Source organism: Moorena sp. SIO4A5, from assembly GCF_010672005.1.
Taxonomy (GTDB): Bacteria; Cyanobacteriota; Cyanobacteriia; order Cyanobacteriales; family Coleofasciculaceae; genus Moorena.
In genome coordinates this window covers 51,152-76,603 of sequence record NZ_JAAHHZ010000007.1, presented here as the reverse complement: position 1 = coordinate 76,603, position 25,452 = coordinate 51,152, and the positions used below count along the sequence as shown (strand labels likewise).

28 protein-coding genes, 2 tRNA genes and 1 pseudogene are annotated in these 25,452 nt (G+C 42.3%); 16 read left to right on the top strand and 15 right to left on the bottom strand.

The features are described from left to right. Positions 1-225: 225 nt before the first annotated feature. Positions 226-1,212, bottom strand: a complete 987-nt coding sequence (locus tag F6K57_RS05645; RefSeq protein WP_293065603.1) for an SGNH/GDSL hydrolase family protein — start codon at positions 1,210-1,212, stop codon at positions 226-228. A 198-nt stretch (positions 1,213-1,410) separates the two neighbouring features. Between F6K57_RS05645 and F6K57_RS05640 the strand changes: the two genes are divergently transcribed. The 3 genes from F6K57_RS05640 (at position 1,411) to F6K57_RS05630 (ending at position 1,979) form a co-directional block, all read left to right on the top strand. Beyond that, the gene (locus F6K57_RS05640) at positions 1,411-1,551 is read left to right on the top strand and encodes a hypothetical protein (protein ID WP_293019812.1); all 141 of its coding nucleotides are present in this window, start codon (positions 1,411-1,413) and stop codon (positions 1,549-1,551) included. A 71-nt stretch (positions 1,552-1,622) separates the two neighbouring features. After that, a tRNA-Tyr gene (locus F6K57_RS05635) sits at positions 1,623-1,707 on the top strand. A gap of 200 nt (positions 1,708-1,907) precedes the next feature. Next, positions 1,908-1,979: transfer RNA gene (locus tag F6K57_RS05630), tRNA-Thr, on the top strand. Between the two features lie 53 nt (positions 1,980-2,032). Here F6K57_RS05630 and F6K57_RS05625 read toward each other — a convergent pair. The 3 genes and pseudogenes from F6K57_RS05625 to F6K57_RS05615 all read right to left on the bottom strand — a co-directional run. Beyond that, on the bottom strand, positions 2,033-2,383 hold the full coding sequence (locus F6K57_RS05625; protein ID WP_293019810.1) for a DUF5615 family PIN-like protein: 351 nt from the start codon (positions 2,381-2,383) through the stop codon (positions 2,033-2,035). A gap of 8 nt (positions 2,384-2,391) precedes the next feature. Next, positions 2,392-2,721: a DUF433 domain-containing protein gene (locus tag F6K57_RS05620; protein WP_070395498.1), complete on the bottom strand. Its 330-nt coding sequence runs from the start codon at positions 2,719-2,721 to the stop codon at positions 2,392-2,394. Positions 2,722-2,838: 117 nt separating this feature from the next. Then, positions 2,839-3,042, bottom strand: a pseudogene (locus tag F6K57_RS05615) (hypothetical protein); the annotation flags it as partial. Between the two features lie 115 nt (positions 3,043-3,157). Here F6K57_RS05615 and F6K57_RS05610 point away from each other — a divergent pair. Further along, the gene (locus F6K57_RS05610; protein ID WP_293065599.1) at positions 3,158-3,805 is read left to right on the top strand and encodes a bifunctional 4-hydroxy-2-oxoglutarate aldolase/2-dehydro-3-deoxy-phosphogluconate aldolase; all 648 of its coding nucleotides are present in this window, start codon (positions 3,158-3,160) and stop codon (positions 3,803-3,805) included. Between the two features lie 107 nt (positions 3,806-3,912). Continuing rightward, positions 3,913-4,386, top strand: a complete 474-nt coding sequence (locus F6K57_RS05605; RefSeq protein WP_293065596.1) for a L,D-transpeptidase — start codon at positions 3,913-3,915, stop codon at positions 4,384-4,386. A gap of 54 nt (positions 4,387-4,440) precedes the next feature. Here the strand turns inward: F6K57_RS05605 and F6K57_RS05600 are convergent, their stop codons facing one another. Next, positions 4,441-5,619, bottom strand: a complete 1,179-nt coding sequence (locus tag F6K57_RS05600; RefSeq protein WP_293065593.1) for a restriction endonuclease — start codon at positions 5,617-5,619, stop codon at positions 4,441-4,443. 357 nt (positions 5,620-5,976) lie between these two features. Then, on the bottom strand, positions 5,977-6,330 hold the full coding sequence (locus tag F6K57_RS05595) for a pentapeptide repeat-containing protein (RefSeq protein WP_293065590.1): 354 nt from the start codon (positions 6,328-6,330) through the stop codon (positions 5,977-5,979). Between the two features lie 911 nt (positions 6,331-7,241). Between F6K57_RS05595 and F6K57_RS05590 the strand changes: the two genes are divergently transcribed. Together F6K57_RS05590 and F6K57_RS05585 are read left to right on the top strand one after the other, a co-directional pair. After that, the gene (locus F6K57_RS05590) at positions 7,242-7,412 is read left to right on the top strand and encodes a hypothetical protein (RefSeq protein ID WP_293065587.1); all 171 of its coding nucleotides are present in this window, start codon (positions 7,242-7,244) and stop codon (positions 7,410-7,412) included. 245 nt (positions 7,413-7,657) lie between these two features. After that, positions 7,658-7,894 carry a hypothetical protein gene (locus F6K57_RS05585; protein WP_293042135.1) on the top strand — a complete coding sequence of 79 codons (237 nt, stop codon included), beginning with the start codon at positions 7,658-7,660 and terminating at the stop codon, positions 7,892-7,894. Positions 7,895-8,043: 149 nt separating this feature from the next. On the opposite strand, the gene F6K57_RS05580 is transcribed toward F6K57_RS05585, so the two are convergent. The 3 genes from F6K57_RS05580 to F6K57_RS05570 all read right to left on the bottom strand — a co-directional run bounded on the left by F6K57_RS05580 (position 8,044) and on the right by F6K57_RS05570 (position 11,412). Continuing rightward, positions 8,044-9,801 (bottom strand): tetratricopeptide repeat protein, encoded by a 1,758-nt coding sequence (locus F6K57_RS05580; protein WP_293065584.1) that lies wholly within the window; start codon positions 9,799-9,801, stop codon positions 8,044-8,046. Positions 9,802-9,916: 115 nt separating this feature from the next. Next, positions 9,917-11,245, bottom strand: coding sequence for an AAA family ATPase (locus tag F6K57_RS05575; RefSeq protein WP_293065581.1), 1,329 nt, complete (start codon positions 11,243-11,245; stop codon positions 9,917-9,919). Then, entirely contained in the window at positions 11,242-11,412 is a 171-nt protein-coding gene (locus tag F6K57_RS05570) for a hypothetical protein (RefSeq protein WP_293065578.1), read from the bottom strand. Before F6K57_RS05570 ends, F6K57_RS05575 begins: the two co-directional genes overlap by 4 nt. Positions 11,413-11,500: 88 nt before the next feature. On the opposite strand from F6K57_RS05570, the gene F6K57_RS05565 reads away from it, so the two are divergent. Together F6K57_RS05565 and F6K57_RS05560 are read left to right on the top strand one after the other, a co-directional pair. Then, the gene (locus tag F6K57_RS05565; RefSeq protein ID WP_293065575.1) at positions 11,501-11,644 is read left to right on the top strand and encodes a hypothetical protein; all 144 of its coding nucleotides are present in this window, start codon (positions 11,501-11,503) and stop codon (positions 11,642-11,644) included. 62 nt (positions 11,645-11,706) lie between these two features. Beyond that, complete coding sequence (locus tag F6K57_RS05560; protein WP_070393038.1) at positions 11,707-12,009, top strand: hypothetical protein; 303 nt, start codon at positions 11,707-11,709, stop codon at positions 12,007-12,009. Positions 12,010-12,022: 13 nt separating this feature from the next. Here the strand turns inward: F6K57_RS05560 and rsmH are convergent, their stop codons facing one another. Next, on the bottom strand, positions 12,023-12,937 hold the full coding sequence (gene rsmH / locus F6K57_RS05555; RefSeq protein ID WP_293065570.1) for a 16S rRNA (cytosine(1402)-N(4))-methyltransferase RsmH: 915 nt from the start codon (positions 12,935-12,937) through the stop codon (positions 12,023-12,025). 211 nt (positions 12,938-13,148) lie between these two features. Beyond that, entirely contained in the window at positions 13,149-13,325 is a 177-nt protein-coding gene (locus F6K57_RS05550) for a hypothetical protein (protein WP_293025918.1), read from the bottom strand. Positions 13,326-13,478: 153 nt separating this feature from the next. On the opposite strand from F6K57_RS05550, the gene F6K57_RS05545 reads away from it, so the two are divergent. The 6 genes from F6K57_RS05545 (at position 13,479) to F6K57_RS05520 (ending at position 19,596) form a co-directional block, all read left to right on the top strand. Beyond that, entirely contained in the window at positions 13,479-13,799 is a 321-nt protein-coding gene (locus F6K57_RS05545) for a hypothetical protein (protein WP_293065567.1), read from the top strand. A 281-nt stretch (positions 13,800-14,080) separates the two neighbouring features. Beyond that, positions 14,081-16,159: a dynamin family protein gene (locus tag F6K57_RS05540; RefSeq protein ID WP_293065565.1), complete on the top strand. Its 2,079-nt coding sequence runs from the start codon at positions 14,081-14,083 to the stop codon at positions 16,157-16,159. Between the two features lie 267 nt (positions 16,160-16,426). Beyond that, complete coding sequence (locus tag F6K57_RS05535) at positions 16,427-18,649, top strand: dynamin family protein (protein ID WP_364301448.1); 2,223 nt, start codon at positions 16,427-16,429, stop codon at positions 18,647-18,649. Further along, positions 18,636-18,776 carry a hypothetical protein gene (locus F6K57_RS05530; RefSeq protein ID WP_293065563.1) on the top strand — a complete coding sequence of 47 codons (141 nt, stop codon included), beginning with the start codon at positions 18,636-18,638 and terminating at the stop codon, positions 18,774-18,776. Before F6K57_RS05535 ends, F6K57_RS05530 begins: the two co-directional genes overlap by 14 nt. Before the next feature lie 169 nt (positions 18,777-18,945). Further along, positions 18,946-19,218 carry a hypothetical protein gene (locus F6K57_RS05525; protein WP_293065560.1) on the top strand — a complete coding sequence of 91 codons (273 nt, stop codon included), beginning with the start codon at positions 18,946-18,948 and terminating at the stop codon, positions 19,216-19,218. A gap of 9 nt (positions 19,219-19,227) precedes the next feature. Further along, positions 19,228-19,596 carry a hypothetical protein gene (locus tag F6K57_RS05520; RefSeq protein ID WP_293065557.1) on the top strand — a complete coding sequence of 123 codons (369 nt, stop codon included), beginning with the start codon at positions 19,228-19,230 and terminating at the stop codon, positions 19,594-19,596. A 9-nt stretch (positions 19,597-19,605) separates the two neighbouring features. On the opposite strand, the gene F6K57_RS05515 is transcribed toward F6K57_RS05520, so the two are convergent. The 3 genes from F6K57_RS05515 to F6K57_RS05505 all read right to left on the bottom strand — a co-directional run bounded on the left by F6K57_RS05515 (position 19,606) and on the right by F6K57_RS05505 (position 22,798). Then, positions 19,606-20,376, bottom strand: coding sequence for an ABC transporter ATP-binding protein (locus F6K57_RS05515; RefSeq protein ID WP_293065554.1), 771 nt, complete (start codon positions 20,374-20,376; stop codon positions 19,606-19,608). A gap of 359 nt (positions 20,377-20,735) precedes the next feature. After that, a complete protein-coding gene (locus F6K57_RS05510; protein WP_293065551.1) occupies positions 20,736-21,575 on the bottom strand; it encodes an ABC transporter permease in 840 nt (279 codons plus the stop codon). Between the two features lie 161 nt (positions 21,576-21,736). Beyond that, a complete protein-coding gene (locus tag F6K57_RS05505) occupies positions 21,737-22,798 on the bottom strand; it encodes an ABC transporter substrate-binding protein (RefSeq protein ID WP_293065548.1) in 1,062 nt (353 codons plus the stop codon). A gap of 726 nt (positions 22,799-23,524) precedes the next feature. On the opposite strand from F6K57_RS05505, the gene F6K57_RS05500 reads away from it, so the two are divergent. Then, the gene (locus F6K57_RS05500; RefSeq protein ID WP_293065545.1) at positions 23,525-25,084 is read left to right on the top strand and encodes an ATP-binding protein; all 1,560 of its coding nucleotides are present in this window, start codon (positions 23,525-23,527) and stop codon (positions 25,082-25,084) included. Here the strand turns inward: F6K57_RS05500 and F6K57_RS05495 are convergent. After that, complete coding sequence (locus tag F6K57_RS05495) at positions 25,062-25,319, bottom strand: hypothetical protein (RefSeq protein WP_293021917.1); 258 nt, start codon at positions 25,317-25,319, stop codon at positions 25,062-25,064. The genes F6K57_RS05500 and F6K57_RS05495 overlap by 23 nt on opposite strands. Positions 25,320-25,452: the final 133 nt, after the last annotated feature.

Here is a 25,452-nt window from a genome sequence, read left to right as displayed (position 1 = left end):
GTTGCACTTGTAACTGACCAAAATTACGGGAAGCCCAAGGGGGTAAGGAATAAATCAGCCAAATCCGCTTTGATAAATCCCTTCTAACCCTGACAACTAGAAGTCGCGGCTATAGGTAGGTGAAGCCTTCTCGAAGAGTACAAAGTTTGCCTGGACAGACTGACTTCAACAGGGGGTCTTTAATCCGGATTTGCGATCAACCTTTTCCCCTGTGCGTTTGAACATTTACCTGACTTGTCTTATCACTGATGAAGCTACCTGATTTGATATAACTTCACTGACTTTCTGATTTCCTTGGGGGCTAAGGTGAATGTGGTCACGGTAAAGTATTTCTGGTGTTTCGGTGTTATTGAACACTGGTAAAAAATCTAGATAAGTAATGTTGTGCTCTTGAGTAAAGCCACTCAAGCGTTTACGGGCTTTTAACTCATAGTCACGAGGTCCTTTGGTTCCAATTTCCCGCAGTAGGGGGGTCATCCCTAGCACTAACTTGGCTCCAGCAGCATCAGTTAGGGTCTTAATTTCCCCAATGGCCTTGAGATTAAAGCCAACCCGGTCTCCTGGTTCCGCTCTGACTGCTTCCATTTCAGGAATAGCTGGCGCTCTCAGGAGATAGCGACTCCAGATCTCGGCTATGGCTAGGAGGGGTTTTTGGCTGGGATAATTGCGATCGCGTCCCACTTGTACAGAAGTCGGTGCTGTAGCAAACAAGTCATCGGTATTAATAAGTAATACCACTACATGGGCGTTGAAGGTGCCAAAGCGTCGTAGATAGGCTAACTCATTTCGTGGTCCCCAAGAATTAGCAGAAGCATTAAGGACTTCGACTGTTTCAAATGGTTTCTCGTTGGTTAGACTTGGTAAAACGTCTTTGGTCAGCCATAGTTCTAATTGAGATTGGAGCAGTGCTGATATGGTTTGGTCTTGGTCTGTCCACCAAGCCCCATTCGCAACAGAATCCCCCAGTAGGAACACCCGCAGCATGGATAGAGGTGGCTGAGGAGTGGTGGTGGCACTGCGCATGGAATATTCATTAATGACAATGCGGTTGCCAAACCGTCTGGTGCTTTGGTTAGGGGCTAGCAAATAGCCAATTTCCTCATCTGCCAGATAAATCAGGGGATTACCGAAGCCGAGCAGCCATCGTAAACCGACCTCTAGCGCTACCAAGGAACTGACTAGCACTGCCAAGGTTAATAGCAATACTTTCACAAGAAAATCCTATATAATTTATAAATTTTTCCTATAGTTTTGTCTAGGTGTTCAGTAGTGAGATCACTTTAAAAGCCGAGTATAACCGCTCAAAGCTGAGTATACCAAGGTTAATCGGTAAATTTCCCCCTGATCTAGCCCTGGCTATAATCGACTTGTTGGTTAGATCCCTGATAACTCAAACAGGAGCGACAAACTATGTCAGACCTCAATCGTGGCATCATGAAGTTTAAAGGAGCTGATAGCCCCACAGCCGTTGTTATTTCAGCAATTCTGGTTTTGGGCAGTATCAGCGTTCTGATCTGGTGGGCATTGCACAACGCTTACAGCATTGGCTAATCTCCGTCGATTTCCTTAAAAAATTGACAATTCCTAAAAGCTGTGCTAACATTTATAAATGTGAGCTAAAAGGGTCGGTGCCCGAGTGGTTAATGGGGGCGGACTGTAAATCCGTTGGCTATGCCTACGCTGGTTCAAATCCAGCCCGGCCCACCACAATGGTTTGGGATATAACCTAAATATGCTTTTGATAAGTCAGCAGAAAATTTGCTGATTTTAACCGTTAACTAATTACCATGACTGGTTTGGCGTCGGTAAATCAAAAGCTGATTAATTGATACCTTGGCAGAGTAAATTTGGCCAAAGTACAATAGTCTAAATCAAACCAATAATGTAAATCTAATAATTTAAATCTAGCCCGTGTGGCTCAGTGGTAGAGCACACCCTTGGTAAGGGTGAGGTCACGAGTTCAATCCTCGTCACGGGCTTTTAAGCATAAATTACCGAGTAGTTAGCAAATTGTACAGTGACTAATTATTGGTCACAAAGGCAAATACAGCACAATTCCCTTCCATTCTGCTTGCTCACTACAATCGATCAGTAGTAGTAATTCATCAATTGCCTGTCGAATTGGCATTCGATCATTGACGACAAAGATGCCCGCCATTGACTCTCCTGAAACTAGGCGGTTGTAGGCAAAATCTGGCATCGTTGCACGATCATGAGTTAGAAGGATACGTCCATTAATTGCTGCCCAAGCTAGAATCGCTGGATCATCTACTTCTCGCAACCCAACATCTTGAACTCGTAGTAGGTCAAGATTGGGTTGACGCGAAAACAGCCCTCGAACAATGTCACCGTTGAAATTCTCATCGCTCAGCAAACTCAGCATAACCGTTTCTACTGATTCTGCTGAGATAGCAAACGGGTACGAATTAAGCTGAGATCAGGTTGGATACTAGACAAACGTTGCTGCACTGATTCAGCTAACTGCTCTCTCTGATTTAAGTATGTTTCTACCGCATCTTGGTGTCGAAGGTAGTAGCCAATTGTATTGTAAACATCGGACAAAGATAGAGTCGAGTATCGATGCACAATAGACTCAGGAGATGCACCATCTTGAAACGCTCGAATAACAGTCTCTAGCAAAACCCTTGAATTTCCAACTCGAATCGCTCCGGTTTCATCTTCTCGCAAAGGCGGTGTCTCACGTTCTAAAACTAGGCTCATAGATTAACTTTCCGCGCATCCAGTATAAAACCATCGTAACTTACCTGACTAGCGCAATTGCTCAGTGAACTTAAAAACACTGTCTCAAAATTGGGCGTTGCTGAATATCGAAATGATTTAACCATAAAGGAGAATTTTATGATAATTTAAATAATAAACAAGAAGCCTAATTGATAAATCCAAGATTTTATTGATGCAAAGCGCGAGTGGGGAGAGACCCCCAAGACCGCGCTGCATCGCTTCTTCAGATTTAGAGTAGCACAGAGTGCGTCGATGTAGTCTTGCTAAATAATGTCTCAATCTTGTATTTTCATTTTCTATATATAGTCATATAAATTTTATTAACCCAAGTTGCTAGTTATGCAGATGCGATTTGACCGTAGGTCACGCTACGGGAACGCACAAGGGTGTTGAGGTTAACTAATGGTAACTAGAATTGAGGACTGATAACTGGTTAAACCTATTACAACAGCAGCGAGTAATTGCTGTGATTCGAGCATCCTCGAAATCCTTAGGAGATCAGATGGCTAAGACAGTAGCCACTGGGGGTATACGGTTAATTGAAATTACCTGGAATAGCGCTGATGCTCCTGAGCTGATTAGTCAGCTCCATAGAGAATTACCCAACTGTATCATCGGTACTGGCACCATCTTAAACCAATCTCAGTTACATCAGGCAATTGATGTTGGAGCGCAGTTTATCTTTAGTCCCCATGTAGATACAGCAGTTATTAAAGCAGCGGTAGCTGCTAACGTGCCAGTGGTTCCCGGAGCACTTTCCCCCACAGAAATTGTGACAGCTTGGGATGCTGGTGCTAGCTGTGTTAAGGTGTTTCCGATTCAGGCGGTCGGTGGTGCTAGTTACATCAAAGCCTTACTTGGGCCACTCGGTCACATCCCGTTAATCCCTACTGGTGGTGTTACGATAGACAATGCTCAGGAATTGATTAATATCGGAGCGATCGCTGTGGGTCTTTCTGGGAATTTGTTTCCTAAATCCCTGATTGATGGGGGGAATTGGAATGCGATCGCAAAACGAGCAAAACAGCTCAAGCAACGATTAGCCCCTGATTCTCTGAGTTGAGGCTATGATGTTGGTGATTTGTTTGATTGACTTTGATTGACTGCTAAGGTTATATGTTTTTCCACTGGCTAAATCCCTTAAGAACCTGGTTTGCCAGTTTACCACTGATGCTAATCGCCTTGGCTGTCTGGACAACACCAGCGTTGACCAATCCTGTGAGTGAGCAAATCGCTACCAGAGTGATGGAACTACAAGATTCAGAGGAACGCTGGATTGAGATAGACCTAACCAATCAAAGGCTGATTGCTTGGGAAGGTAGACAACCGGTTTATGCAATAATTGTCTCCACTGGTAAAGATTCAACACCTACCCATCCTGGTACATTCACGATTCAATCCAAGCGTCGCAAGGACAGAATGCGTGGTGCAGATTACGATCTGGCCAATGTACCTTATGCGATGTATTACCACCGAGGCTATGCTATCCATGGGGCATACTGGCATCGTAAGTTTGGTACGCCAGTAAGTCATGGCTGTGTGAATGTAGCTGTGGATCATGCTGAGTGGTTATTTGATTGGGCCTCTGTGGGAACACCAATCGTAATTCATCAGGGCGTTGAGGAATTGGCCAATGATGAATGATATCAAGTCTGTTGAATCATTAGTCACTCTACCTGTAGGGTGTGCTTCCCAGTTCTAAGTAAATCCTGTTAATTTCTTTAGGAATAGTTCACCAGCTTCTTCCAAATTCCCATCCAGAGAAAACGTCAAGCTGCGGACTCGAATATCACGAATTTTAACATCAAGGGGTTGAGTTAAAGGAGCTGGATATACTAAAACTGCCTCTTGGCAATCTTGTGTGATGGCATAGATTACTACTTGGTTAAAGTCATCACGAGATGGACTAATAGGGATTTTATACTTAGTATCGAGAATGCAGCATGTTTTCTCAGTCGCTATCTCGTACAGTACTAAATCAATGTAAAAATATAATGTCTTGTCGATGTCTACTCTTTCGAGTATCTTAATGCCAAAGCCAGTAGGTAAGTGCGATTTTAACCATTCAGCCACAAAGCGTTCATAGAGTTTTGCCATGTTAACTAGAAAGGGCAACATGGTATGACTACCTGTTTGATGACTTGGTCCGCTGTGTTCGAGAAAAAAGCGGCAAAGAACATGTAACCTTTGGTAATTCTGATTGAGCCGATTATAGTTTCGTCCGATACAATCCCTAGCGCTATAAGGTTGTAGGGTGACAAGGTTTTGTAGGGCATGATAGGCTTGGCGCAACATGGGACTTACCTTAGCGCTATATAAACCCGTGCGAGAGATACAGTGGAGTGTCCAGGCGATAATCTGATTATCTTCGATGTCACTAGTATGTTCGTCGTAATGGCAGTTAAGTTTGATATCCCATGGCTTCTGGATAGTTTGCTGTACATCCAAACGCCCCCGAAGGTATGCTAGTTGACCAGTTGTAGGGATGTAGGTGCGGTAGAGTCCTTGGCGAATGCGATCGCGTATGCCATTAATGAGGATACTGACCAGGTAATCGTAAAATTCTTCTAGAGATTTACAATCAATCAACCCCTCTAGAATCTGAAAGCTTCTAAGGTTATAAGCATAGTCCAGCATTCCGAAAAGATTGTTTAGGGGGACTTTCGGCTGGAGTTGGATGCTCAGTTCATTGCTTAGGGGAATATAACCTACCCATCCTTGAGAGGTTAGTTGCCAGTAATCCCCGCTTTTGGAGTATTCAAGATTTACTGTGACCTGATTGCTGTATTTTTGCTGCAATTCATCGATTACCGATTCTGGAATCTGGTAGCGTGGGATCTTATCTGGCTGATACTCCGTTAGTTTAATTATTGTCATTTTTTATAGGGCTACGCCCAGGGAACAGGGAATAGGGAATAGGGAGTAGGAAGTAGGGAGTAGGGAGTAGGGAGTAGGGAGTAGGGGTAAGAACATTGAATTTACTTCATAAGTATTTGAAACGCTAGATTCTTAATTCTTAATTCTTAATTCTTAATTCTTAATTCTTAATTCTTAATTCTTAATTCTTAATTCTTAATTCTTAATTCTTAATTCTTAATTCTTAATTCTTAATTCTTAATTCTTAATTCTTAACTTGGCATTGTTAACTGACTGTGTCCTACATCTTAAGTGTACTCTAGCGCTAGCAAAATGTCAATGTCGGTTTTATACAGTTAAATACTGTTTTATACCTATTTATTGGGGTTTAGTTGCGGGACTACCAATTAGGTTGGCATTACTCAAGTTGGCACCACCTAGGTTAGCATGACTGAGGTCAGCACGACTGAGGTAACTACCCATCAAGTTGGCATTACTCAGGTTGGCATCACTGAGATCTGCACATCTGAGGTAGGCACGACTCAAATCAGCTCCGTTGAGCAGGGCACCGTTAAGATTGGCATCACTTAGGTCAGCTCTGCTTAAGTCAGCACCCCTTAAGTCAGCACCCCTTAAGTCAGCACCCCTTAAGTTGGCATCCTTCAGGTCAGTGCTAAGTGAATTGTCAGTTGGCTCTAGAGCAACACCCTTCATTAGTTCAAGGAATTCCATTTACTACTCGAAATACACTCTGAAATACAGTAATACAACTATGAAATGCTCAGCACCCTGATGCCATCAACGGCTTTGGTTTATCACTTAGATTTATTGCCGAGTTAAATTAACTCAAATTTTAATTAAAAACGAGCCTATCTTTTCAAAATTGCTAATTTTTACGACATCTTGCTGATTTTTTATACTATATGTTGTCAATTGAATTTTTAACTAGTTAGTGATTAACTAGTTACACTATCTTTTCTAGCCCTATCTGGTTTCACCAATTACCATACTGTAAAGATTTAATTAATAAATTATTAAAATTAAGTATTTTGTGAAACCGGTAATATATAAATCATTATCGATTTGTCAAAAATCCTGTCACCAAGACAGTAAATCTGTTATCTAATATACCTCTTGGCAAAGTATTTAGGTAAGCCGTCAGCTGTCAGCTGTCAGCTATCAGCTTAAAACAAGCTATTCGGCTGACGAGTTCAACGGACTCAAAGCCAAAGACTATGAATTCCTCCCTTGGGCATTCGCGTAGCGTGGCCGTTCGCGTAGCGTGGCCAAAAGGCCAAAAGGCCAGGGAACTGAGATGTAAGCATATGTGCTACGCGCACGCTACACCGAACAGCTTGGCACAGACTTCGACACTGATAGCTGTTCGCCTAGCGTGGCCATTCGCGTAGCGTGGCCATAGGCCAAGGCCTTTAGCTGATAGCTGACGGCTGAATGCTTAGGTTTTCACACTTCGTTACACAGTTAATGAAAAATTGATACAAAAATGGTATTTGATGACCATAATTAATTACAATTAATTCAGTAGCGGAAAATATTAGGTTTAAACCTATTTAACTCTGTTGCTTTTAACCCCGCAGGGTTGTTGCTTTGACGGTAATTGCCTGTCCGCTAAGGTGACAACCTTGTGGAATGCTGATAGTGCTCATCAATTAAAGGAGGAGAACTATATGCGCGGTTGTTCCATGCTTCTAGCTCTTCTAGTGTTTGCTGGATTGTTGTATTTGATCGTCAATTCTGGTACCTTTGAACGGTTGCTGGACACCACAACACCCTCGGAACGGCAATTGGAATAAGCGATAGCGTCGGGTGTGGGGAGATGGGGAGATGGGGAGATGGGGAGATGGGGAGATGGGGAGATAGGGAGATAGGGAGATAGGGAGATGGGGAGATGGGGAGCAAGAGTATAGTTTAATATTGGTATTAGCAATTCTTCCTCTACACCCATTGTTAGAGTTGTTAATTGGTAATAGGGATTTGATAATGGCGATGTAATTGTGGTGTTTCACAGGAGCAATAGTCTTTTCCTCAATTAGACCTCTTGCAAAAGTGTTTTTCTAATAGTGTTTGCGTCAATTCTTGTCCACTGTTCCCTGTTCCCTGTTCCCTGTTCCCGACTTCTGCAAGAAGTCTATTGATAGCAGTCGAAGTAAAGGTTAAGACACGTTTTTATTCCCGATTCCCTATTCCCTACTTCCGACTCCCGACTTCCGACTCCCGACTCCCGACTCCCGACTCCGGACTCCCGACTCCCGACTTGATATCAATCAACCCCTGAAATCGCTGATCTGAGCGAATGCTGTCAAAATCTGAGTCAGTTTTTGCCATCTCTCGATATTCTTCAGGATTGAGAGTAATTGCCTGTTGCAAGTTATCAAGGGCTAAGTCTATATTTCCTTGTAAGGCATAAAAGCAGGCTTTGTTGTATCAAGCTTGGTGGTGATCGGGTTTAAGTTTCACAGCTTGGTCATAGGACTCAATCGCTGCTTCCTTTCTTCCTAATTTCGGTAGGGCAATCCCTCGGTTGTTCCAAGCTTGGTAAAAATCGGGTTTAATTTTCAAAGCTTTATCATAGGATTTAATCGCTGCTTCATTTTGTCCTAATTTCCATAAGGCAATCCCCCGGTTGTTCCAAGCTTGGTAAAAATCGGGTTTAATTTTCAAAGCTTTATCATAGGATTTAATCGCTGCTTCATTTCGTCCTAATGCCAATAAGGTAACCCCCCGGTTATACCAAGCTACGTGGTAATCGGGTTTAATTTTCAAAGCTTTATCATAGGACTCAATCGCTGCTTCATTTTGTCCTAATTTCTGTAGGTTAACTCCCCGGTTGTACCAAGCTAGGTGGTAATCGGGTTTAATTTTCAAAGCTTTATCAAAGGATTTAATGGCTGCTTTTTTTCGTCCTAAATCCGATAGAGCAATCCCCCGTTTATTCCAAGCTTTGTGGTAATCATGTTTAATTTTCACAGCTTTATCAAAGGATTTAATCGCTGCTTTATTTTGTCCTAATTTCTGTAAAGCATTCCCCCGGTTGTACCAAGCTTCGTGGTCATCATGTTTAATTTTTAAAGCTTGGTCATAGGATGCAATCGCTGCTTCGTTTTTTCCTAAATCCAATAGGGCAATCCCCCGGTTGTAGCAAGCTTTGTGGTGATCGGGTTTAATTTTGACAGCTTGGTCAAAGGAATCAATCCCTGCTTCCAAACGTCCTAATATCGATAGGGCAACCCCCCGGCTGTACCAAGCTTGGTGATCATCCGGTTTAATTTCCAAAGCTTTGTCAAAGTTAGCGATCGCATCTTCATACTCTTGGGCAGCAACCAGTAGGATGCCTAGTTCAACTAGTAAATCGGCTTGCTCTTCAGGAGTTTCATGCTTTGCTTCCAGGCGTTGTTCAATAGCAATAATTTTTTTACTTCGTTCTTCAGGATTCAAAGACTGATGCTGAAAGTCTTCTTGTTGACACTCCTCTGATTTGCTAGGAAAGTCAAACAAACCAGAACGCCAGTCAAAAAAGTCGGGAGCACGGTGGATAAAGTAATTCAGCACAAATGGCCGTAATAGAAATACAAAACAAATCTTAAAATCATCTCGAAACCGTTCTCTGTGTTGGTTGAGATGATTTAAAATATGAGGAACCCCTTTCCAACTATAGGAATAAATTGCTTCGCTATCCCATCCCTGCTGACGTTTCGTCTCTTCATACTTATAAAACGAATATTCTAGACCTTGGATGAATAAAAAATTGATCTGCTTGCGGTCGGGGATATCCTGAACAATGCCGTATAAATTATCAATCGGTTCCTCGAAGCGCAACATCTCTATTGTTTTCTGAGATAAATCCTGCTTAACCTGCTTAACCAACTTCTCTGCTTCTACGGGAGAACAACGGACAAATAATAATCCGAAACCTCTGCGCCTTCGGAGGGCACGGAGTAAGTCTTGGTATTGTTCTTCTGGACTCGCTGGCGGTAAATCCTCGTCCGCATCTATAAGGTTTAGCATTGGTTGTAAGGGAGTAGGGAGTAGGGAGTAGGGAGTAGGGAGTAGGGACTTCGGAGCAGGGACTTCGGAGCAGGGAGTAGTGGGAAGAGTGTGGGGAGATAGGGAGATAGGGAGATAGGTGCCCTTGTTGATTTTGGGTATGATTGTGCCAAATTTTGGGAGTGATAAAACTCTCAAAGTCCCCCAAAATTGGGGGATTTAGGGGGCTTTAACAAAACCAGATGATCGCGCATTCATTCCTTGATTCAGCAACGCCAGATACACAGATGCACTCACCTGCCTTTTGGCTACCTTACTGCTGTGAGTCTAGTTGAGCATAGGCGTCTTTAAATTCCCGAATCCCTTTAATCAGGGGATGAACATCGTACCAACACTGTCTTTCTCCTTCGTCATCGAAGTATTGATACTCTAACAAACAGCGATTAAATAATAACTGACGATACTGGTTATTATTGTGTATCTGCTTGGAGCGGTAAACATCAGCTAAAACCGACCATTGTCCATCCTGAACCGTTCGGCGATAGGTATCTCGTGCATCAGTAATGGATCGTTGCACTGCTCTGAGGGAAATGGGTAAGGTTTCGGTGCGAGCAATGGCGGTTTGGATTAATAATAGCAAATTCCGCACATGACCTCCACTCATAAGACACAAGCGCTCTAAGGCTTCTGGACTTTCAAATATGTCAGTTTCTAGGGAGCGAGTGGGAGCAAATTGACCGACTCGCTTGCTAATCACTTCTTTAACTTTATTGAATCCAGGCTGATAGAGGTTACCCTCTTTAGTTCGTACCATAATCATCGGTAACACCTGGGCATCACCATAGATTTCTCGCAAATCATTAGCTCGCTTGGAGTACAGCATTGAAATCGGAACTGTGTAGATAATATGGCACTTTAATCCCGTTAATTGTTCACTACGGTCTAAAAAAATTTCTTCATGATTAGTTTGGTTACTCTCTTGGATAACTGGGACAATCCGGTCTAAATTATCCGCAATCACTGCTAATTTAGTACATCCAGCTGGTAAGTTCTGTTTGGCTTCTGTAATAAACTGATTCAAAGCCTTTAGGAGAGTAACCGTGTGGGGATTAATTTTCTGTCGAATCTGTTGACGCAAGGTTGGTACAGCTCTTAAATTAGCCGTTAGCTTGCCATACTGAGAAATTTTTGCTTCTACACTTAGTCCATCAAATGCTAATTCAGTCAAGGCCAAATCTTTCAACTCTTGCCAGCGGCTTTCCAGCCAGTTCAGCAACGGCTTGGGATTAGCACTGTCCTTGAGGTCTTCGAGCAAATGGCGAGTACAGGCGAGCAGAATATCGGTATATTGAGTATCTTCGGAGTCCACATCTTCTTCATCTGCGGCAAAATACACCACATAGAAGTTATTTTGTTCCAAATATTGCTTCAATCGGAACAATTCTGTAGATTTTCCTGCCCCCCGATGACCTCCATATAAATGATAGGTCTCTCGCTTAGAAAGCAACATCTCTTTCCCTAAATCCACCTGGATCTCTCCATCCCCCCGCACTTCCCGACAATCGACATAAACCGGGTCTCCTGCGGGTAACGGTTGGGAGGGGTCAAAGGCATTGTAGAGGTTTTCCAGTAAATCAGTCATAGAGGGAAGGGAATAGGGAGTAGGGAGTAGGGAGTAGGGAGTAGGGAGTAGCGATGCAGCGCGGTCTTGGGGGTTTCCCCCATGAGCGACTGCATCAAGACGGGAGTAGGGAGTAGGGAGTAGTGATAAGATTTGACGCTTTCAGTACTGAAATTGATTGTTATCACGTCCGTTATTAAGTTTTTTTGTACTCGTGCCAGATCTTTAGTATCAGTAGTAGTTTAACTGGAGAGAGTTCAAAGATGGTGTAATCGGGTGACAACACTAGGTCGCTGGATCGCTTCTATCATACTGTTTGCCTCAATTGTTTTCCCCGATTCCCGATTCCCAATTCCCGATTCCCGATTCCCGATTCCCGATGCCCGATTCCCCACAACTGCCGCGAAGTCTAATCCCTAAACATCAGGAAATGAGACCAATCAAGCTGTATTAAGTTTTAGATTCACAAAAAGCTCACTATCATGAAACCAGTTAAATCAATGAATGAACTAGTAGAACGGGTATCTAAAGATCCAGAACTTGCGGAAGAAATCAAGAGAGACCCAGTGGAAACCATCCGTAGGCTTGGTCCACCTCTAGAAACAGACCGTTGGATTTACCGGATTGTGGTCAGTGCCTTGGGCGGTACCATGCTGGTAACTGTTACAGGTGCCATCGGACTAGCTGTGGCGGGTAAGGATGTTCCTGATATCCTGGTGGGGATTGGCACTGGTTCTTTGGGTTCCTTGGCTGGACTGTTAGCACCTGCCCCATCCCGAGACTAGAGGGCTGAGTGGATCACTCTTGAATGCTCAAGTCTCGTCGCTCTGCGAATCTGAGTTTTGCTGAACGAGCACGAGGGTTAAGCTGGATTTCTTCAGCTTGTGCTACAGTTGGCTTTTTGCTTAGCACTCGCAATAGTGAGCAATTCTTTGACAACTCCCGGAATTTGTGCTTAACAATCCGGTCTTCCAAGCTGTGAAAACTGATAATTCCAAGTCTTCCTCCTGGTTTCAGCCAATGGGGGGCAATGTCGAGGAAGGTTTCGAGGCTATCAAGTTCCTGGTTGACGACAATCCGTAGGGCTTGAAACACCCGAGTCGCTGGGTGAATTCTGCCATAGCGGTATTTCGGGGGAACACAAGATGCGATCGCATTCGCTAATTCAGTGGTTGTTTGAAACGGACGCTTCTCAACAATCCGGCGTGCCATCCGCCGGGATAACCGTTCTTCCCCATACTTATAAAAAGCATCCGCTAGCCGTACCTCACCCCAATGATTAATAACATCCTTTGCCGTCAGAGACTGGCTTTGGTCCATCCGCATATCTAACTCAGCAGTATGGCGAAAACTAAAGCCTCGCTCTGGTAAATCTAGCTGAGCTGAACTGACGCCTAAATCCGCAATAATACCATCAAATACCCTATCATTAGACTGATATTCGGCAAAATTTCCCTGCCAGAAGTGAACTCTTCCGCCATAACTGGCTAACCTGGTCTTGGCGGCTGCGATCGCATTAGCATCCCGGTCAATAGCTGTAACCTCCACATCCGGTGCTGCTGCTAAAATTAACTCAGTGTGTCCACCACCACCCACAGTGGCATCTAAGTAATGACCACCCGGACAGATCGCTAGTCCCTCAATTAATTCCTGACTCAATACGGACAAATGGAAAAAGGGTGTTGTATTTGCCTGTAATGGTTCATTTTCCATGTAATTCAAGCAATTCTAAGTAAGTCCTGAGGATATTAGACATCCTGCTGTTCATCAGACCAGATTCTCCGGGAACTCTATTACTGTAACCTATCAACTGTAACCTCTCTAGTTGTGAACAGTCACAAGTCTTACTCAGCACTATATGGAAAGGAGGTTTTATAGCACTACCCATTCAGATGTTTGACATTCCTAAACTCAGCAAACTTAGTCATAGGTTACTTCTGACTTCTGACTTCTGACTTCTGACTTCTGACTTCTGACTTCTGACTTCTGACTTCTGACTTCTGACTTCTGACTTCTGACTTCTGACTTCTGACTTCTGACTTCTGACTTCTGACTTCTGACTTGCGCGTAGCGCTATAGTAAAAACTATAGGCTTGATCATACTTATGAGCTATATTGAATCAATTTAGAATTGCTATAGTAGCTAATGACTAATGATAAAAGTACCCCTGTGGGTACTGTCAATCCATGACAGAAGCATCAGACTAGATTTGTCAGTCAACCAGGAAATTTTCAGTCAACTCAGGAAAACCCGATGAATTCCAAAGAAGAAAAAGCTAAAGACCTTGAGCTTCGAGAACGAGAACTCCAGCAACGGGAGCGAGACCTTCGACTCCGGGAAATGGAAACGGAAATTTATCAACAGGAACCACAAGTGCATCAAACCCAGAAGCATGAAAAACCTGAAGGTAAACTAAAAAAGTGGGGCAGAAAGCTAGCTAGATTCGGGAAATTCTTAGCCGTTGTCATTGCCGTTGTTGTCACCATTAGAGTCGCTTATTGGCTTGCCCTAGTCATGATAGTTGGAGGAATTGCCTGGTTAGGGTACGAAATTTTCTGGAAAGATGACGCCTGAATAACAAAACAAAAAGGCAATAAGGTTAAATTTATTTATAAATTACCAAGACCACAATAGTTTAACATAAACTAACTAATTGAATAGTATTATAATTAATTTTTCTAATAAATAGTTGGTAAAATATATAGGAATGAACAATTAATTAATTGTGATAAGTTTTGTTCCCTACTCCCTACTCCCTACTCCCTACTCCCTACTCCCTACTCCCTACTCCCTACTCCCTACTCCCTGTTACCTGTTCCCTTTGAAACCATTAATTAGCTAAAAGCAAAATAAATATGAGTACTAAAATGGAAACCACAAATTTTATCCATGATCTCGATCGCGTTGCCAGAGTTCGTGCTGAAATCGCCAGTAATTTAAATCAAATCAATAAAACTCTTGAGCAATCGGAATCCGCAGGGGAGCATAATTCCGGTAAATTAGGCTTAGAGAGAGATATTGAAGATATCTATAAAGTCAGTAAAAATTTACAGCAGGGGCGATTCCGACTACTAGTGTTAGGGGATATGAAGCGGGGAAAAAGTACATTCCTCAATGCCTTAATTGGTGAGAACTTACTGCCCAGTGATGTCAATCCTTGTACAGCTTTGCTGACAGTTTTACGCTATGGTGCTCAAAAGAAAGTTACAGTGTACTTTAATGATGAGACACTACCCCAAGAAATTGATTTAGAAAGTTTTAAGCATCGCTATACCATCGACCCAGATCAAGCCAAGCGACTACAACAAGAGGAGAAGCTAGCGTTTCCCAATGTTAGTCATGCCGTGGTGCAATATCCCTTACCGTTGCTAGAAAAAGGGATTGAAATTGTAGATAGTCCAGGACTGAATGATACGGAAGCGCGCAATGAGTTATCCCTCAGTTACATTAATAATTGTCACGCTATCCTGTTTGTCCTCAAAGCAACTCAGCCCTGTACTCTAGAAGAACGTCGTTATATCGAAAATTATCTTAAAGGTCGGGGATTAACAGTTTTCTTTTTAATCAACGCTTGGGATGAGATTCGTAAGGGATTGATTGACCCGGAAGACTCCGAAGAACTGGCAGCAGCTGAGGAAAAACTCCGTCAAGTCTTCCAAGCTAACCTGATGGATTATTTTCAGGTAGAAGCACAGACTTATCAGAAACGAGTCTTTGAAATCTCTTCATTGATGGCGTTGCGTCGGCGGGTTAAAAATTCTGAGGATTCTCTTGAAGGAACGGGATTTCCTGAATTGATGGCAGCACTTAATTCATTTTTAACCAAAGAACGTGCGATCGCAGAAATGCGCCAAGCTAAAATCCTAGCCCAGCAAGTCTATAACCATGTCCATGAAGCAATTGAACGGCGGATTCCATTGCTGGATCAGGATGTTAATCAGTTGAAACAGCAGATTAGTGAAGTCGCACCGGAATTTGAGAAACTGACGGAAATTCGTGATCAATTTCAGGAAGAAATCCGAATTACCCGTAACCGTACAGCAAAAGCTGTCGCTAATTCCTTTCGGGACTATATTTTAAATTTAGGCAATACCTTTGAATCAGACTTTGTCCGCTATCAGCCAGATTTAGGCTTTCTGGATTTCCTGCGACAGGGGAAACGGGATGAGTTTAATGCAGCATTTAAGCGAGCCTTTGAACGGTACATTAACGAAAAGATTTCGGCTTGGGAAGTCACCGCTGAGCAAGACATAAGTGAAGCGTTTTTAGAACTAGCTAGGAGTGCCGCTAATTATGGTGCAATCTATGGTAAGATAGCCGATGCCATGACTGAAAAGTTGATTGGGAAAAAGGTTTACGCGAATACCACTATGGATTCAGCAGACACTTCACCAGCCTGGGCTAGTTGGGCGATGGGATTTTTATCCTTGGCTTCAGGTAATGTTGCTGGTGTGTTTCTAGCTGGTGCTGGGTTTGATTGGAAAAATATTCTGGTCAATTGGTTAGCCGTGTGGGGAATTACTGCCTTTTTATTGATTTTTACAACAACACCATTTATAGGACCAATAGGTGTGGCTCTGATGGGTCTAGGGGTTGGTGCTTTCCAAGCCGATCAAGCTCGCAAACAATTAATTCAAGCTACTAAGAAAGAGTTGGTGAAATATTTGCCCCAGTTGGCTGAGGAGCAATGGCAACCAATTCATGATGCGGTCAACGAGTGTTTTGATGATTATGAACGCCAGGTAATTAAACGATTAAATGATGACATTAAATCCCGGAAGGATGAGTTGGATAATTTGGTAGAGCAAAAAGAATCTAATCAAGTGAATCGCGAGACTGAGTTAAAGCGTCTAAGAAGTTTGGATGCTGAGGTTTTGTCTAAGGTTAATGGTATTGAATCCGTTTATGGCTACTTGCTAGCAGCTCCAATGTAAGCATTGAAGGGATTAGGGAGTAGGGAGTAGGGAGTAGATCACCTTTATAATTAGGTATATAGATCCCCCCTAACCCCCCTTAAAAAAGGGGGGAATTAGATTAAAAAGTCCCCCTTTAGATTAAAAAGTCCCCCTTATTAAGGGGGATTTAGGGGGATCTAAATCAGGGATTAAAAAAAACTTACATGCTCCCCTAGGGAGTAGGGAGTAGGAAGTGTTGAAACCATTAATTAGCTAAGATCAAACTATAGCATTTATAAAAAACGAATGCTAATTGAGCATAACACCAAAAACTACTCGCATCTCTTGACTACTGTTCCCTGTTCCCTGTTCCCTGTTCCCTGTTCCCTGTTCCCTGTTCCCTTTGTCTATCAACCCTATCTTTACATCTCAAATAGAAATACTAGAACTATGAGTACTAAAATCGAAACCACAAATTTTCTCAATGATCTCGATCGAGTTGCCACGGTGCGTGGTGAAATAGCTGGTTATTTAAATCAAATCAGTAATATACTGGAACAATCGGAATCCGCAGGGGAGCAAAATTCTGGTAAATTAGGCTTGGATAGAGATATTGAAGATATCTCTAAAGCTAGTAAAAATTTACAGCAGGGGCGATTCCGACTACTAGTGTTAGGGGATATGAAGCGGGGAAAAAGTACATTTCTCAATGCTTTAATTGGTGAGAATTTACTGCCCAGTGATGTCAATCCTTGCACAGCTTTATTGACAGTTTTACGCTATGGTGCTCAAAAGAAGGTGACAGTGTACTTTAATGATGATACACCACCAGAAGAAATTGATTTTAAATCCTTTAAGCATCGCTATACCATCGATCCAGCTGAAGCGAAGCGACTTGAACAACAGAAGAAGCTAGCGTTTCCGAATGTTAGTCATGCTGTGGTGGAGTATCCCTTACCGTTGCTAGAAAAAGGGATTGAAATTGTAGATAGTCCAGGACTAAATGATACGGAAGCGCGCAATGAGTTATCCCTCGGTTATATTAATAATTGTCACGCTATCCTGTTTGTGCTCAGAGCAACTCAGCCCTGTACTTTAGGGGAACGTCGTTATCTAGAAAATTATCTAAAAGACCGGGGATTAACGGTTTTCTTTCTAATTAATGCTTGGGACCAGATTCGGGAAAGTTTGATTGACCCCGATGATACAGAAGAATTAGAAGAAGCTGAAGATAGACTAAGGCGAGTATTTCAGGCTAACTTGGCAGACTATTGTCAGGTAGATGGCTATGATATCTATGATGAACGAGTGTTTGAAATATCAGCAATTAATGCCCTGCGCAAGCGAGTGAAAAATCCAGACGTGTCTCTTGATGGCACAGGGTTTCCAGAGTTTATGGGAGCACTCAATACATTTTTAACGAAGGAACGAGCAATTTCTGAATTACGACAAGCGAGAACCTTAGCCCGTCAAGGTAGTAACCATGTTCATGAAGCTATTGAACGTCGCATCCCCTTGCTAGAGCAAGATTTAAATGAGTTAAAAGAACGGATTAATTCCGTTGAACCAGAATTTAATAAACTCAAGGATATTGGTGAGCAATTCAAGGATGAAATTAAAACTGTTCGGGATAGTAAAGCGAAAGCGATCGCAGATTCCTTTCGTACCTATGTTTTAAATTTAGGCAATACCTTTGAGTCGGATTTTTTACACTATCAACCTGAACTCCGATTTATGGATTTCTTGAGTACAGGCAAACGAGAAGCCTTTGAATCAGAGTTGAGACAGGGATTTGAACGGTATATTAATGATAAATTGTCAGAGTGGAGTAAAACGGCTGAAAAAGAAATGGATGCTGCCTTTGAACAGCTATCTCGCAGTGCGGTAACCTACGGGGCTTCCTATACTAAAGTCACGGATAAAATTAATCAAAAGTTAACCGGACAAACCGTAAGACCGGTGAGTAGCTACACCACAGAAGATAACGCTCCCGCTTGGGCAAAATGGGCAGCAGGATTATTTTCCTTAGCTAGAGGTAATCTAGCAGGAGTCGCCATGGCTGGAGCTGGTTTCGATTGGAAAAATATTGTACTGAATTTCATCACAGTCATGGGAATTGGTAGCATCATTACCTATGTTTCTGGGATTGCTCTCGGACCAGTGGGTCTAGCCTTATTAGGATTAGGGGTTGGAGTCGTGCAAGCCGATCAAGCTCGTAAGGAATTGGTGAAAGCAGCTAGAAAAGAGTTGGTTAAATATTTGCCTGAGGTAGCACAAGAGCAATGGCAACCAATTTATGATGCTATCAAAGAATGTTTTGATGTGTATGAGCAGGAAGTAACTGAGCGGATGGATGATGATATTAAGGCTCGCAAAGGGGAATTAGATAATTTAATGAAACAAAAAGAATCTCATGAAATTAATCGGGAGCAAGAATTAGCTCGGTTGAAACAGTTAGAGGCTGATGTCGCCTCCCAATCCCAGAAGGTTGAGAGCACTTATCAGAATTTTGTGAATGCGATCGCTTAACCTTCTAGTAAGCATTCAGCTATCAGCGGTCAGCGGTCAGCGGTCAGTGGTCAGCGGTCAGCCGTTGGCTTTTGGCACCTCAAGTAGCGCATTAGCTGTTCGCTTACAATGCGATCGCTTAACGTGATACTATCGATTACCCAAGAGTAATAATTAGTCTTGGGTAATCGATAATAGAAGCAAAAACCATAACAACTACTATCCTATATTTAGTGCAGTATTTAGCATCTTGATTTACGGAAGAGCTGAATCGGTATATAATTGATATTGTATACTTCTATAGTAATCCTTGCCCAGTGGCAGTTGAACAACCAGAGAAAGAATTTGAGGATTGGGCTAAACAATGTAAACTTGGTAATCTCAACTCACCTATAACTGGCCAGCTTTACAAAAATCGCTTTCTCACTGTCCAAGAGTATATTGCTAGATTCCGAAGAGCTAATATTAACCAAGTTCTTCCTGATGAAGCAAAAACCATGACAGTTGAAGAAGCTCTTAAAGCTGGAAGAGTAGCAGGGATAAACATTCGCAAGCTACTGACAGATAACAGAGAAAAATTAAAAAAATGAGGTAACCTGATGACTTTGAGAACTGATCCAAAGGATGATATTACCGAAACTCTTAGGCAAATGATTGGGGATATCATCCCAATAGCCTATGAAACAGATCGTGCTGAAGCCTGTCTATCTACCTTATCTTTCCAAAGCCTAAATTATCCAGAAAGACACATTTGGATTGACACAGATGGTGATGGAATAGCAATTGATTTAGAAGACTGGCAGGATGAAAGGGAATGGGATAACGCTGTTGCTCGCATTACAGTCGAGGCTACAGCAGAAGTCGTAGATATCGTCAAAACCTGGCTTTCTGGAGAGAAATTGGACAACTATTCTAATCTTAATAAAGACTATGAAAGAGTTAATAAAATAGCCACTATCTCCAATTAATAACCATGATCAAATGCGCAAAGCCTGAATTACCTGCCGTTTCAATTCCACAAATTCCAACGTTAGCTTTGTATCCAGAGTACGAACAGCGGGTAAATCAATCATAATCTTATCCCGGATACAACCTGGATGAGCTCCCATCACATAGATACCCTCGGATAAGAACACCGCTTCTTCCACATCATGGGTAATCATCAAAACGGTAATATGGGTCTTCTGCCAAAGTCCTAGGAAGAATTCCTGCAATTCCTCCTTAGTTTGGGCATCTAAGGCTCCAAAGGGCTCATCCATCAACAGCACTTCCGGTTCATTAGCCAACGCTCGTGCGATCGCAACCCGCTGTTTCATCCCCCCTGACAGCTGTTTGGGGTAGGCATTAGCAAAGCGGCTGAGACCGATTACATCCAAATAGTAAGCAATCCGTTCTTGGGATTCCCCCTTAGGCAATCGTTGTAACCTCAGACCAAAACCGATATTATCAGCAATCGTTAGCCAGGGAAATAGAGTATAGTTCTGGAAAACCATGCCCCGATCCCGACCAGGACCTAAAACCACCTCACCATCTACCTTTACATGTCCTTTGGAAGGAGGAACTAGTCCAGCGATAATGTTGAGCAAGGTTGATTTGCCGCAGCCAGATGGTCCAACTATACAGACAAATTCATTGGCTTCAAGATCGAGATTAATATCCTTTAGCACTACCAATTCTTCCCGTCGGTGCCGAAAACTTTTGGAAAGATTGCACACCTGTAGCTTAGGCAAATTGTGATTATTGGTCATTTTCAAATAACCTTGAACATAATAACCTTGTCAGCTATCAGCTTAAGCGCTACGCGCACGCTACGCGAACAGCTATCAGCTATCAGCTTAAGCGCTACGCGCACGCTACGCGAACAGCTATCAGCTATCAGCTGAATACTTATCCTTCAACTTTATTAAACCTTAAACCTTCAACTTTATTAAACCTTAAACCTTCAACCTTATTAACCCTTAAACCTTAAACCTTAAACCTTAAACCTTATTAAACCTTAAACAGTCAACCTTATTAAACCTTAAACCTTAAACCTTAAACCTTCAACCTTTAACCTTCTTAAACCTTCAACCTTCAACCTTCAACCGTCTTAAACCTTCTTAAACCTTTAACGCTCAACAAATTGCTCCGACCAAGGAACAGTTAAGCGGAAAAGCAACCTAAACCCAAAATCCAGCATGAACCCAATGAGTCCAATCACTAAAATACAAAAGAGCACTTTATCTGTCTCTAGGAATCGTTGAAAATAGATAATCTTGAAGCCCAAACCATTTTCAGCAGCAATTAATTCCGCAATCACCAGAAAATTCCAGGCACCAGCAACATTAACTCGCATCGTATCAATAATATTTGGTAGAGTTGCTGGTAGAATCACTCGAAATAATACATCAACCCGATTCGCCCCCAAGGTGTAAGCTACATTAAGCATTTCATCAGGGATAAACTTGACAGCATCAGCAATCATTATCGCGTTGTAGAACACAATTCCCAAGAAAATAATTATGATCTTTGCGGTTTCACCTAACCCTGCCCATAGAACAATTAGGGGCATAAACGCCGCCACTGGCATATAGCGTACAATACCGACAATCGTACCAAACAGGCTCTCCATGCTGTAAAATGTCCCCATGGCAATGCCAATGGGAATACCAACTACTGCCGCAAACAGAAAACCAACTAGCACACGGGTGAAACTGGCGATAATATCAGTCAGTAATTCCTCTTCTGTCAACATTTTCCAGCCAGCTTTCAGGACAACCATCGGACTTGGCAGGAATCTTGGGTCTACTAATTCTTGATAGCTGAGGAAGATCCAAACTAGCAGGGGTACTACTAAGGCAATGATGGTGAGCAGGACACTGAGCCAGCCAGGAAAGCCCTGACGGATACTCCAAAATACGGATGGTCGTAGGTAACGTTTGCGGGGAGAAGATATAGGTTGTGGCACAGGGGTCTTAAGTGACAGCAAATTTAGGTAATGTGTAATGTTTCTAAAGCGGCTTTGACTGAGATCTTGCACCATTGTCATTAATCGTAGGGTGGGCAGTGCCTACCAACGCGCTTTGCAAGCTTCATTATCTGTCTGGTGCACTGCCCACCCTACATGAACTAAAATGCTTCTAAAGCGGCTTTAACAAATTTGGGTTCCAGGAATTGCTCCATCTCAGGAATAGTATCAATCTTGCCTTGCTTTGCCAAAAACCTCGCCACATCCATCAAGGGCTCCAGTAAGTAGGAATCACTCTGCTTATTTCCTAGCATCTCCAGATTGGCACGAGCATCTGGGAGACTAATCCCTTTTAGATCAGCAGCTAGGGCATCCGGCTCAATTTTCAACTCCTTCGCTGCGATCGCTAACCCTTCCGATGGATATTGATTGAGAAACCCTAGTCCTTTGAAAACCCCTTTGACAAAGGCTTCCACCGCCTCCGGGTTGGCTTCGATATACTCAGTGGCAAACAGATAAACATCCGTAATCGCTGTCGGTATTTGGGACGAGTCGTAGATAATGCGTCCATCAGGTTGAGCCAAGTTAGCCTGTTTTAGGAATGGTGCATAGGTAACAGCAATGTCCACATTTCCCACTTGGTAAGCTGCTGCTGCTCCCGCTGGATCCACGTTCACCAAAGTAACATCAGCTTCACTCAACCCAACTGCTGTGAGTACTTTTAGTAGAAAGAAATGGCTAACTGCCCCTTTTTCAACAGCAATCTTCTTGCCCTTAAAGTCCTTAATGCTACTAATACTGTTGCGGGCTAAGATGCCATCCCCACCAACGGAGTTATCCTCTACCAAAACAATGCGATAGTCTTTGCCCTTAGTTGCCAATAAGACTGCTTCAGAGGTTACAGGGGCAATAGCATCCAGTTTTCCTGCTAAAAAGGCAGAGATATAATCGGGATTATACCCAAAGGTTTTCAGGTCAACCCTTAGCCCCAGTTCCTCAAAGAAGCCTTTTTTGAGCGCAATCAAAAGAGGAGTTAAACCAATCCAAGTGGTCACCCCTAGAGACAAAGACATCGATGGGCTGGGCTTAGAATCACCCAAGTCATTCCCAGAAGATGTTTGCTTTGGGGGAGTACATGCCCCCAGGATAACGCTGCTGGATACGAAGATTAGCCATTGCAAAGTTTGACGTCTTGACCACAACTTGAGTCTTTGTAGAACCATATCATCTTCCGTTATATCCGTTACATGGGTTAACCCATCCGTTTCCAGTTAACTCCTGAAGACGGTATCTAAAATAACATTTTGTTATTTTTTTTGGGTGAGGGGTTGCACCCCTCATTATTGGTGTTATATTTAGATCAGTAGATGCACCCTGATGATTAAGAGAGCCGCAGTAGTGACTCTCTTCTTTTTTTTTAGGGTCAGAGGGGCAGAGTGAGAAGAAGCAGACCAGAGGAAAGAAATTTGGTGTGTGCCTTACCAGAATTTGGGTAGGGCTATGCATTGGCTTAAGTTGACTATTGCTAGTCAACAGTTAACAGTCAAAAGTAAATAGTCAACACTTTGAGTAATTTCTGCTAGATCTTAATTGACTACAAGCTCAAAAAAATCCCCAAAAATACGGTTTTAGCAACTAGAGATGATCCAGGAAGATAAAGCAGGGGACTTTTAAACCTTCTCAAACTACCATCCGATTTGATTCGTCAAATAAATTTTTCCTGTTAGCATCATGCTCGTGCAGGCAAAATTCCTGTCCTAAGGTTTACAACTATAGCAAGTTTTATCAAGGTATTTACAAGTACTTTAGGTTAGTAAGTTAGTATAAAAAATCTGATTAAAAATATATTAAAATTATTATCTATCCCTAAAAAAAAATAAAAAAATGTAACGTAATTTTAACAAAATTTAACTATTGAAAATTAACAGTATAAACTAAGTAACTTAACTATGATGAATACTGAACAAAACCATGCTCCTATAATCCTGGTCGCAGATGATGATATCCCAACCCGGACAATGCTGTGTAAACTTATGGAAAATGAGGGATATAACGTCGAAGATGTAGGAGATGGCGAGCAGTGTCTGGCAGCTTATACTGAGCTAAAACCGGATATAGTATTGCTGGATGCTATGATGCCAGTGATGGATGGGTTTATGTGTTGCTCCCAAATGCAAAAGCTACTTAAAAATGAATCAACACCAGTATTAATGATTACTGGACTTAATGACCAAGCTTCCGTTGATTGGGCATTTCAAGTCGGAGCAACGGATTATATAACTAAACCCATCCAACCATCAGTGCTAAGGCAGCGTGTCCGTCGTCTTATCGAAGCTAATCGAGCCGAAAAAACCTTACGGGAGAGGGAGAAACAATATCGTTCTGTCGTAGAAAGTGTTAAAGAAGTGTTTTTTCAAATCGATGCCACTGGACACTGGATATTTCTCAATTCCGCCTGGACTACTTTCACTGGCTTTACTGTAGAAGAAAGTCTAGGTAAAAATTGTCTAAAATTTATTGATCCTGATGATCAGGAACGTTATCAACAATTGTGGGAGTCTCTAGTCAACGGTGAAAAGGATTCCTTTAAACATGAAATAAGATATGTTACCAAAACAGGGAAGTGCAGCTGGGGGGAGATTAATATTCAGTCAAGCTTGATAATTGATGGTGTAGTTACCGGTTTTTCTGGTATGCTACAAGACACCACTGAACTTAGAAAAGCTCAAGCTTTAGAAAAAGATAAAATAAAATTGGAAGCGGATATCCAAGAACGAGAACGTCGCTCAGAAATCATTCGCAAATCTCTAGAGCAGGAAAAAGAACTGAGTGAACTTAAATCTCGGGTTATTAGTACGATATCTCATGAGTTTCGTACTCCACTGACGATGATTCAATCCTCTACTGAATTGCTAGCTAAGTACAGTGAGAAACTGTCAGACGATAAAAAACTGAAACATTTTCAACAAATTGGATGGGCGGTTGAACACATGAACCAACTCCTGAGCAATGTGATCTTCCTAGATAAAACTGAATCAGGGGAACTTGATTGTCATCCTGAATACTTGAATCTAGATAAACTATGCCAAAAAATTATTAATAATTTACAGGTTACTTTAAATAGTGACTCTAAAATTGATTTTTCTAGTCATAGTAATTCTAGTAAAGTTAATTTAGATGAACAGCTAGTTGGACAAATTTTGACTAATATACTCTCTAATGCGGTTAAATATTCTCCCCAAGGAGGCATCATTAAGTTTGACGTATTTTGTCAGCCAGAAGAAGCTATTTTAACTATTCGGGATTCAGGGATTGGTATTCCAGCAAAAGAAAAGCAACGAGTGTTTGACTCTTTCTATCGAGCCACTAATGTTGGTGCTATAAAAGGAACAGGATTAGGTCTGGCTATTGCTAAAAAATGTGTTGAATTGCATCGGGGTAAGATTAACGTGGACAGCGAAGTTGGCGTGGGAACAAAGTTTCAAGTCATTTTGCCATATTTGGATTAATCAATATAGCGGTTTTCAATTGGGTGAGATAGTTTAGTAAAGGGAATAGGGAACAGGGAGTAGGGAGTAGGGAGTAGGGAGTAGGGAGTAGGGAGTAGGGAGCAAGGGGAAGAAAATTCGCTATACTTGATTGCTCAAGAAAACCGCTATATTCAATGAACAAAATTACAACAATCCCCGACTTGTGAACAAGCCGGGGATTGATAGTAGGTAGTTGTATGGGTTCGATGCCCACTCAACTACCGATTAAATTTTGCTGTAACCGATACTTTTTAGCTACCAAAGTCTACCAAGATAAACTTTAGCCCGCCAATGCAAGCTGATTGCTCAGCCAGGGGGTATCTCCCAAAGCACAGTGAGGCGAGGGA

Excerpts from the sequence above, each read along its gene's own strand:
- F6K57_RS05640 (WP_293019812.1), top strand. The coding sequence starts at position 1,411 with ATGTCAGACCTCAATCGTGGCATCATGAAGTTTAAAGGAGCTGATAGC.
- F6K57_RS05625 (WP_293019810.1), bottom strand. The coding sequence starts at position 2,383 with ATGCTGAGTTTGCTGAGCGATGAGAATTTCAACGGTGACATTGTTCGA.
- F6K57_RS05620 (WP_070395498.1), bottom strand. The coding sequence starts at position 2,721 with ATGAGCCTAGTTTTAGAACGTGAGACACCGCCTTTGCGAGAAGATGAA.
- F6K57_RS05605 (WP_293065596.1), top strand. The coding sequence starts at position 3,913 with ATGCTAATCGCCTTGGCTGTCTGGACAACACCAGCGTTGACCAATCCT.
- F6K57_RS05600 (WP_293065593.1), bottom strand. The coding sequence starts at position 5,619 with ATGACAATAATTAAACTAACGGAGTATCAGCCAGATAAGATCCCACGC.
- F6K57_RS05595 (WP_293065590.1), bottom strand. The coding sequence starts at position 6,330 with ATGGAATTCCTTGAACTAATGAAGGGTGTTGCTCTAGAGCCAACTGAC.
- F6K57_RS05575 (WP_293065581.1), bottom strand. The coding sequence starts at position 11,245 with ATGACTGATTTACTGGAAAACCTCTACAATGCCTTTGACCCCTCCCAA.
- F6K57_RS05560 (WP_070393038.1), top strand. The coding sequence starts at position 11,707 with ATGAAACCAGTTAAATCAATGAATGAACTAGTAGAACGGGTATCTAAA.
- rsmH (WP_293065570.1), bottom strand. The coding sequence starts at position 12,937 with ATGGAAAATGAACCATTACAGGCAAATACAACACCCTTTTTCCATTTG.
- F6K57_RS05550 (WP_293025918.1), bottom strand. The coding sequence starts at position 13,325 with ATGATCAAGCCTATAGTTTTTACTATAGCGCTACGCGCAAGTCAGAAG.
- F6K57_RS05545 (WP_293065567.1), top strand. The coding sequence starts at position 13,479 with ATGAATTCCAAAGAAGAAAAAGCTAAAGACCTTGAGCTTCGAGAACGA.
- F6K57_RS05540 (WP_293065565.1), top strand. The coding sequence starts at position 14,081 with ATGAGTACTAAAATGGAAACCACAAATTTTATCCATGATCTCGATCGC.
- F6K57_RS05535 (WP_364301448.1), top strand. The coding sequence starts at position 16,427 with ATGCTAATTGAGCATAACACCAAAAACTACTCGCATCTCTTGACTACT.
- F6K57_RS05530 (WP_293065563.1), top strand. The coding sequence starts at position 18,636 with ATGCGATCGCTTAACCTTCTAGTAAGCATTCAGCTATCAGCGGTCAGC.
- F6K57_RS05520 (WP_293065557.1), top strand. The coding sequence starts at position 19,228 with ATGACTTTGAGAACTGATCCAAAGGATGATATTACCGAAACTCTTAGG.
- F6K57_RS05515 (WP_293065554.1), bottom strand. The coding sequence starts at position 20,376 with ATGACCAATAATCACAATTTGCCTAAGCTACAGGTGTGCAATCTTTCC.
- F6K57_RS05505 (WP_293065548.1), bottom strand. The coding sequence starts at position 22,798 with ATGGTTCTACAAAGACTCAAGTTGTGGTCAAGACGTCAAACTTTGCAA.
- F6K57_RS05500 (WP_293065545.1), top strand. The coding sequence starts at position 23,525 with ATGATGAATACTGAACAAAACCATGCTCCTATAATCCTGGTCGCAGAT.